Genomic DNA, 8,433 nt, shown 5'->3' with positions numbered 1-8,433 from the left:
CTGGACGCCGCGGGGCCCCGGACCGTCCGGCACCAGGCCGCCGGACGCCGCGACCCTGCCGGCGCCGAACGGGATGCGGAGCGTCCACACCCTCTTCTCGACACCCCGGGAGCCGAGCAGCCGCCTGACCATGTCGGGCATCCGCAGCTGCTCGGGCCCGGCCAGGTCGGGCACCCGGCCGGCGGGCTCGCCGAGGGCGAGCTCGGCGAGCGCCGCTCCGACCTCGCGGGCCGCGATCGGCTGGTTGAGCATGTCGGGCACGACGACCAGCGGCCCCTTCGTCCGGTCGAGCAACTGCCCGGCGAACTCGTGGAACTGGGTCGCGCGCAGCACCGTGCCCGGTACGCCGGCGGCGAGCACCAGCTCCTCCTGCCGGCGCTTGCCGGCGTAGTAGCCCAGGTCGACGCGGTCGCAGCCGACGATCGACAGCGCGACGAGGTGGGCGACGCCGGCCTGCCGCCCGGCCTCGACGAGGTTGCGGGTGGCCGCTTCGAAGAATGCGACCGACGTCCGTCTGCCCATGGTGGTCACGTTGGCGGCGTCGACCACGGCGGCGCAGCCGGCGAGCGCCTCGACCAGCCCGGCGCCCGTCGTCACGTCCACCCCGGTCGAGCGGGCCACCACCACGGCCTCGTGCCCCTGGCCGCGCAGCGCGTCCACGACATGGCGGCCGACCACACCGGTGCCGCCGACGACCGCGACTCTCTTCATCTCGAAATTCTCCATGCCCTGGGGTCGAGGCAGCGTCCCGGAATGTGACAGCGCGCCGTCAGGCGCGCTGCTGCCCCAGCTGTACGGCGATCTCGGCCGCGACCGCCTTCGCGAGCGACTCGGCGTCGTCCTCGGGCAGCTCGGGCACCACGACGTGGACGTCCCCGCCGGCGAGCAGGTCGAGCGCGCCGACCCGCTGAAGGGCGGCCATCTCGGCCGCATGCGTGGTGTCCCCGTGCACGATCACGCTGGCCCCCTCGGGCGGCAGCGGGGCGAGCCAGCCGCGCCCGCTCGCCAGCACCGTGCGCGCCGGCAGCAACGCGAGTGCGCCGCCCCCGCAGCCCTGGCCCAGGATCACCGACACCGTCGGCACCGTCATCGTCACGAGGGTCGCGATGCAGCGGGCGATCTCCCCCGCGATCGCCCCCTCCTCCGCGGCCTTCGAGAGCTCGGCACCAGGAGTGTCGATGACGGTCACGAGCGGCAGGCCGAGCTCCTCGGCGAGGTTCATCCCGCGACGAGCCTCGCGGAGCGCGCCGGGACCCATGGGAGTCGCGGGCGTCTGTCGCGAGCGGTCCTGTCCGACGAGGACGCAGGGCTGGCCGTCGAGGCGGGTGAGGGCGATCAACACCGAGTCGTCACGCTCGCCCTCGTCGGTTCCACGCAGGCGCAGGGTGCCGGCGGCGCCGTACCGCAGCAGGTCGCGTACGCCGGGGCGCCCCTCCGCCCTGGTGAGCTCGATGTCCTCCCACACCGGATGGTCGGCCGCCGTGCCGGCGGGCACGGGCTCGCGCCGCTCGAGCGTGCGAGCCGAAGGCGGGTCGACGAGCACGCCGAGCGCGTGGTCGACCAGCGCAGGCAGCTCCTCGGCGGGCACGACCGCGTCGATCACCCCCTTGGCGGCGAGGTTCTCGGCGAGCTGCACTCCCTCAGGGAACGGCTCGCCGTTGAGAGCCTCATAGACCTTCGGCCCCAGGAACCCGACCAGCGCTCCGGGCTCGGCGACGGTGACGTGGCCCAGCGACCCCCATGAGGCGTAGACGCCTCCGGTGGTCGGGTGGCGCAGGTGCACCAGGTAGGGCAGACCCGCCGCCCGGTGCTCCATGAGCGCCCGGGAGATCTCCACCATCTGCACGAACGCGCGGGTGCCCTCCTGCATGCGGGTCCCGCCGGACGCCGTGCTCGCCAGCACCGGGAGCCCCTCAGCCGTCGCCCGTCGGACGGCGCCGGCGATCCGGTCGGCAGCGGCGATGCCGATCGAGCCGGCCAGGAACCGGAACTCGTTCACGACGAAGGCGACCGGCCGCCCCCGCACGGTCCCCCGTCCGGTCAGCACCGACTCGTCGGTCCCCGCCTGCTCGGCCGCGGCACGGAGCTCGGACCGGTAGGGCTCGGAGTGCAGCGAGATGTCCACCGGCGAGTCCCACGAGTCGTAGGAGCCTTCGTCGAGAACTAGGTCGATCAGCTCACGCGCGGTCCAACGGCGGCTCGTCCCCATGCGCCGAACTCTAGGCTGGCGTCATGACCCGCCCCGAGCCGCTCCTCGTCATCACCAATGCCGATGCCGGAACGGCCGACGAGGAGGAGGTCGACACCGCGCTCGCCGTGCTGCGGGAGCATGCCGAGGTGGAGGTGTGCGCCACCGCCAGCGTCGACGAGCTGGACGGACGGCTCGCCGACGTCGGCGAGCAGCGCATCGTCGTCGCAGGCGGCGACGGCAGCGTCCACGCCGTGGTGGGCGCCCTCTACCGCGCCGGCCTGCTCGAAGGGCGCACGCTCGGACTCATCCCGCTGGGGACCGGCAACGACTTCGCCCGGGCCCTGGGCATCCCGCTGGACCCGCAGGCGGCCGCCGAGGTGATCGTCCACGGTCGGCCGCGCCCGGTGGACCTGATCGTCGACGACGACGAAAACATCACGGTCAACGGCGTGCACGTCGGCGCCGGCGCCGAGGCGGGCGAGCGCGGCGCGCGCTGGAAGGAACGGCTGGGCTCGATCGGCGTGGGCAGGCTCAACCTCGGCAAGCTCGGCTACCCCATCGGCGCCCTGGAGACGGCTTTCGACCCGCCAGTGCTCCGCGTCCGGGTCGAGGTGGACGGAGAGCTCGTGGTCGACACCGACCGGCGGGTGCTGATGGTCGCCGTCGGCAACGGCGCCTCCGTGGGCGGAGGCACCGAGCTGATGCCCGACGCAGACCCCCATGACGGGCTGATCGACGTCCTCGTCGCCAGGCCGGCTCGGACGCGCGACCGGCTCGCCGTCGCCCTACGCCTACCGTTCGGTCGCCACGAGGACCACCGCACCGTGCAGGTTCTCCAAGGCCACTCGGTCGAGGTGAGCGGCACCCCGTTCCTCTGCAACAGCGACGGCGAGATCGACGGGCCCGTGGGCCGCCGCTCGTGGCGGGTGGTCCCCGGCGCCTACACGATGGTGGTGCCGGCCGGCGCGGAGGTCAGCTCTCCGGCTTGAGGTGCGGGAAGAGGATGGTCTCGCGGATCCCGACGCCGGTGAAGAGCATGATCAGCCGGTCGATCCCGATGCCCAGGCCGCCCATCGGCGGAGCGCCGTACTCCAGGGCGCGAAGGAAGTCCTCGTCCAGCTGCATCGCCTCGGGGTCGCCTCCGGCAGCGAGGAGAGACTGGGCGAGGAGCACCTCACGCTGCACGACAGGGTCGATCAGCTCGCTGAAGGCCGTGCCCCGCTCGATCCCTCCGATGATCAGGTCCCAGGCCTCGATCAGGCGGGGGTCCTCACGATGCCGACGCGCGAGCGGCTGCGCGGACGGCGGGTAGTCGCACAGGAAGGTCGGCTGGAGCAGGGTCGGCTCGACCAGCTCGCCGAGCAGCTCCATCACGATGTGGTCGGCGTCCCAGTCCTTCTCGACCTCGATGTCGTGACGGGCCGCGATCTTGCGGAGCGTGTCGACGTCGGTGTCCGGGGTGACCTCCTCTCCCACGGCCTCGCTGACCCCCGTGTGGACCGGCAGCCAGCGCCACTCACCGTCGAGGTCGATCACGCCAGCCGGCGTCTCGACCTGGCGGCTGCCCGCGACATCGGCCGCGGCCAGGAAGATCTGCTTGGTCAGGTCGGCCATCGTGAACTGGTCCCCGTACGCCTGGTAGGCCTCGAGCATGGTGAACTCGGGGCTGTGGGTCGAGTCCACCCCCTCGTTGCGGAAGATCCGGCCGATCTCGAACACCTGGTCCACGCCGCCGACGACGGCCTTCTTCAGGTTGAGCTCGAGCGCGATCCTGAGCGTCATCTCCTGGTCGAACGCGTTGATGTGGGTACGGAAGGGCCTCGCCTTCGCCCCGCCGTGGATCAGCTGCAGCACCGGGGTCTCGATCTCGAGGTAGCCCTGGTCCTCGAGCACGCCTCGTACAGCGCGGACGATGCCCGCACGGGTGCGCACCATGTCGCGTGCCTCCTGGCGCACGATCAGGTCGGCGTACCGCTGCCGAACCCGGACCTCCTCCGACAGGTCCTTGTGCAGCACCGGCATCGGCCGCAGCGCCTTGGACGCCATCTCCCACCGCGTGGCCATCACCGAGAGCTCGCCCCGTCGCGAGGAGATCACCCGGCCCTCGACGAACACGTGGTCCCCCAGGTCCACGAGGTGCTTCCACCTGGCGAGCTCCTCCTCGCCGACCTCGGCGAGGCTGAGCATCACCTGGAGCCGGACGCCGGCGCCCTCCTGGAGGGTTGCGAAGCAGAGCTTGCCGGTGTTGCGGACGAAGATGACGCGCCCCGCGACGCCGACGACGTCCTGGGTCTCCTCACCCGTCTCGAGGTGACCCCACTGCTCGCGCACGTCGGCGAGGGTGTGGGTCCGCGCGACGGTGACCGGGTAGGGCTGCAAGCCCTGCGCCAGGAGCTGCTCGCGCTTCGAGCGGCGGACCTTCATCTGCTCGTTCAGGTCCGGCTCGGGCATCGCGGCGGGAGTGTCGTTCACGCGGCCAAGGCTAGGCGAGGCGGAGCGGTCTGCACGCATCGGCTGGGCGGGCGGAGAGTGGCGGCCGGCCCGCGCCACGCGGGTGATCGACACCCGGATCCGAGACTTAGGCCTAGACAACCGGGACCTAGGTCCCGTCCAGGGCCCAAGTTGTTCACGCTCGGCTGCGCCCACTCCTACCATCGGGGGACGGCTGCATCGGGCAGCCGGTGGATCGGGGGAGTCGCGGGCGTGCACAAGGCGCAGTCGCACGAGCACGAGGACCGCCTGCGGGTGGTCATCGAGGCCGCGCCCAACGCCATGATCATGGCCAACGACCGCGGACGGATCGTCCTGGTGAACTCCGAGGCGGAGCGGTCGTTCGGCTACACGCGCGACGAGCTCCTCCGGATGAGGATCGAGGACCTGGTGCCTGCGGGCGCGAGTCCGGACCACGGACTCCACGAGACCTACCTGCAGCATGCGGAGCGGCTCGGCATGGAGAGCGATCGCGCGCTGATCGGCGTCCGCAAGGACGGCACCGAGCTGCCCATCGAGATCGCGCTCAAGCTGATCGTCATCAGCGACGAGCAGTTCGTGCTGGCCTCGATCATCGACATCACCAAGCGGGTCGCGGGCCGGGCGGCGACCGACGTGGCGCACCACGACGCGCTGCGCCGGTCGATCCTGGACACCATCCCGATCGCCATCATCGCAACCGACCGGGAGGGCCAGATCGTGACGGCCAACCCGGCAGCCGAGGAGCTGCTCGGCTGGTGTCAGCAGGACCTCATCGGCGTGCCCCTGAGCGAGATCCACGGCCAGCCCCGCGATGCACCCACCGACGGGTCGCCCGCCCTGAGCCAGGTGCCCCAGGAGGTCGAGTTGGCCTACCGCCGCAAGGACGGGAGCCGGGTCGACGTCAGCGAGCAGGTCGTCGCCCTGCAGGACGGCGCAGGCGAGGTCACCGGCTTCCTCGTCGCGGCCTACGACATCGCCAAGCGCGTCGAGGCGCGGGACCGTGTCGAGCACATGCACACCCACGATGCGCTGACGGACCTGCCGAACCGGGCGGCGCTGATGGAGGACCTCGTCGGCATCCTCGAGCAGGCGGACCGCGACGGCACCGAGGTCGCCCTGGTCCTGCTCGATCTCGACCACTTCAAGCGCATCAACGACTCCCTGGGGCACCCGATCGGCGACGAACTGCTGGTCCACGTCGGCGAGCGGCTGCGGAGCTGGGTCCGGTGGGACGACATGGTCGCGCGCCTGGGCGGCGACGAGTTCGTGGTGGTGTTCAACGACCTCCCGCCATCGGTCGACCTGACGCCACGGATCGAAGGGCTCCTCTCCCAGATGCTCGCGCCTGTGGAGGTGCAGGGGTACGACCTGGCGGTGACCGCGAGTGCGGGCGGCGCCGTCTACCCCCGCGACGGCGACAACCCGACCACCCTGCTCCGCCACGCCGACATGGCCATGTACCGCGCCAAGGCCACCGGCCGTGACGGCGTGCGCTGGTTCGACAACACGTTCATCGAGGACGCCCAGGACAAGCTGGCGCTGTCAGGCGCCCTGCGCCAGGCGCTGGGCCAGGGGGAGCTGTCGGTCGTCTACCAGCCGCAGTTCGACCTGGCGAAGGGGACGGTCGAGGGCTTCGAGGCACTGGCACGCTGGTGGAGCCCCGAGCTGGGCTCGGTCGCCCCGGACCGCTTCATCCCCGTCGCCGAGGACGGGGGCATGATCCTCCAGCTCGGCGAGTGGGTCCTCCGCAGAGCATGCGCCGACCTGGCCGTGCTCCAGGAGGACCTGGGCCGCAAGCTGCGGCTGGCGGTCAACGTCTCGCCCCGCCAGCTGCGAGGCAAGGAGTGGCTCGCCCAGGTGACCAGCGCGCTGGAGGACTCCGGCATCGAGCCGTGGCAGCTGGAGCTCGAGATCACCGAGGGCATCCTGATCGACGACCACAGCGACACGATCGACCTCCTGACCTCGCTCAGGGAGCTCGGCGTGCAGGTCGCCGTCGACGACTTCGGCTGCGGCTACTCCAGCCTCGCCTACCTCGCGAAGTTCCCCGTGGACAAGATCAAGATCGACCGCTCGTTCGTCTCCGAGATCACCAACGCCGACGACGACGCGGCGATCGTGGACGCGATCATCGTGATGGCGCACGCACTCGGGATGAAGGTCCTCGCCGAGGGGGTCGAGACCGAGGTGCAGCAGCAGTACCTCATCACTCGGGGCTGCGACGAGGCGCAGGGGTTCCTGTACAGCCCCGGCATGCCCGTGCTGGAGGCCGCTCAGGCCGCTCGCACCCTGAGCAGCTGACCCCAGCGCCTACTCGCCGAGAAGCTCGGCAGCCGCAGCCGGGCTCGAGTCCCGCAGGAACGCCGCGCAGCGCTCCCACTCCTCGACCTCGCCGATCGCCCGCGCCGCCACCGCCAGCAGCGCCAGGCAGCGGAGGAAGCCGCGGTTGGGCTCGTGCTCCCACGGCACCGGGCCGTGGCCCTTCCACCCGTTGCGCCGGAGCAGGTCCAGCGAGCGGTGGTAGCCGACCCGGGCGTAGGCGTAGACGGTGACGTCGTCCGCACTCTCGTCGCGGGCCTGCTCCGCGAACGTCGCCCACGCCAGGGGCGACGCCGGCAGACGTCGTACGACGGCACTGGGCGCCTCGCCGGAGGCGAGCAGCTCCGCGGCGGGATCGGCGGGCAGGTGTGTCGGAGGGGGGCCGGCCATCAGGTCGGCGCCAGGAGTCAGGCTCATGCCCCCATTGTGGTCACCCCGCCAGGTTCCATGGTCGACCGACCCACGAACCCGCTCGTCCCTCGCTCTTCGCGGTCAGTCGACAGCCCCCATGGTCGACCGACCCGCGAACCCGCTCGTCCCTCGCTCTTCGCGGTCAGTCGACGACGAACCCGAAGAGCGGGCTGTCAGGCGACACCCGCTCCACCCGCAGCTTCGAGGCCGCCATCCGTGCGAGCAGGCCCTCGAGGTCGTCACGGTGCTGCATCTCGATGCCCACCAGGGCCGGGCCGGTCTCGCGGTTGTTGCGCTTGGTGTACTCGAAGAGGGTGATGTCGTCGTCAGGGCCGAGCACCTCGTCGAGGAACCGCCGCAGGGCTCCCGGCTCCTGCGGGAACTCCACGAGGAAGTAGTGCTTCAGGCCCTCGTGCACGAGCGCGCGCTCGACGATGTCGGCATAGCGGGAGACGTCGTTGTTGCCACCCGAGACCACCACGACGACGCGGCTTCCCTGCTCCAGCCCGAGGCCGCCCAGCCGCAATGCCGCCGGGGCGAGCGCTCCCGCGGGCTCCGCGATGATCCCGTCCACCTGGTAGAGGTCGAGCATCTCGACGCAGATCAGGCCCTCGGGCACCGCCACGGTCGACAGATCGACCCTCAGGCGCGCGGCGTCGACCACAGCGTAGGTCAGGTCACCGACCCGCTTCACGGCAGCGCCGTCGACGAACTGGTCGATCGTGCCGAGGTCGACCGGACCGCCCACCTCGATCGCAGCGGCCAGCGACGCCGCACCCGACGGCTCCGCGGCGACCACCTTGATGCCCGGCGCCCGCTCGCCCAGCACGCTGAGGCAGCCAGCGAGGAGCCCGGCCCCTCCGACGGGCAGCACGAGCGCGTCGGGGCGCCAGCCCAGGCTGCCCGCCTGTCGGAGGATCTCGGCCGCGACCGTGCCCTGGCCGGCCACGATCCCGGGATGGTCGAAGGCGGGGATCACCGTCGCACCCGACGCCGCGGCGAAGTCGAGCGCCGCGACGGCCGCGTCGTCGTACCCCTCG

General features: G+C 71.8%; 7 protein-coding genes. 2 read left to right on the top strand and 5 right to left on the bottom strand.

Annotation, left to right across the window (positions count from 1 at the left end):
- Together E7Z54_RS05345 and E7Z54_RS05340 are read right to left on the bottom strand one after the other, a co-directional pair.
- The coding region (locus tag E7Z54_RS05345) for an SDR family oxidoreductase (protein ID WP_136431974.1) at nucleotides 1-711 on the bottom strand (711 nt) is incomplete at its 3' end.
- A 58-nt stretch (nucleotides 712-769) separates the two neighbouring features.
- Nucleotides 770-2,209 carry a carboxyl transferase domain-containing protein gene (locus E7Z54_RS05340; RefSeq protein WP_136431973.1) on the bottom strand — a complete coding sequence of 480 codons (1,440 nt, stop codon included), beginning with the start codon at nucleotides 2,207-2,209 and terminating at the stop codon, nucleotides 770-772.
- A gap of 23 nt (nucleotides 2,210-2,232) precedes the next feature.
- On the opposite strand from E7Z54_RS05340, the gene E7Z54_RS05335 reads away from it, so the two are divergent.
- Nucleotides 2,233-3,180, top strand: a complete 948-nt coding sequence (locus E7Z54_RS05335) for a diacylglycerol/lipid kinase family protein (protein WP_136431972.1) — start codon at nucleotides 2,233-2,235, stop codon at nucleotides 3,178-3,180.
- Here E7Z54_RS05335 and lysS read toward each other — a convergent pair.
- On the bottom strand, nucleotides 3,164-4,615 hold the full coding sequence (gene lysS, locus E7Z54_RS05330; RefSeq protein WP_206056024.1) for a lysine--tRNA ligase: 1,452 nt from the start codon (nucleotides 4,613-4,615) through the stop codon (nucleotides 3,164-3,166). The two genes, E7Z54_RS05335 and lysS, sit on opposite strands and share 17 nt — an antisense overlap.
- Nucleotides 4,616-4,894: 279 nt before the next feature.
- On the opposite strand from lysS, the gene E7Z54_RS05325 reads away from it, so the two are divergent.
- The gene (locus tag E7Z54_RS05325; RefSeq protein WP_168798174.1) at nucleotides 4,895-6,964 is read left to right on the top strand and encodes a putative bifunctional diguanylate cyclase/phosphodiesterase; all 2,070 of its coding nucleotides are present in this window, start codon (nucleotides 4,895-4,897) and stop codon (nucleotides 6,962-6,964) included.
- A 9-nt stretch (nucleotides 6,965-6,973) separates the two neighbouring features.
- On the opposite strand, the gene E7Z54_RS05320 is transcribed toward E7Z54_RS05325, so the two are convergent.
- Nucleotides 6,974-7,399, bottom strand: a complete 426-nt coding sequence (locus tag E7Z54_RS05320; RefSeq protein ID WP_136431970.1) for a DUF3151 domain-containing protein — start codon at nucleotides 7,397-7,399, stop codon at nucleotides 6,974-6,976.
- Nucleotides 7,400-7,535: 136 nt separating this feature from the next.
- A partial coding sequence (locus tag E7Z54_RS05315; RefSeq protein ID WP_136431969.1) for a pyridoxal-phosphate dependent enzyme occupies nucleotides 7,536-8,433 on the bottom strand: 898 nt, incomplete at its 5' end.

This window comes from Nocardioides sp. (genome assembly GCF_004803405.1).
GTDB lineage: Bacteria > Actinomycetota > Actinomycetes > Propionibacteriales > Nocardioidaceae > Nocardioides > Nocardioides vastitatis.
The sequence above is the reverse complement of the archived record's forward strand: the minus strand, read 5'-3'. Positions and strand labels throughout refer to the sequence as shown.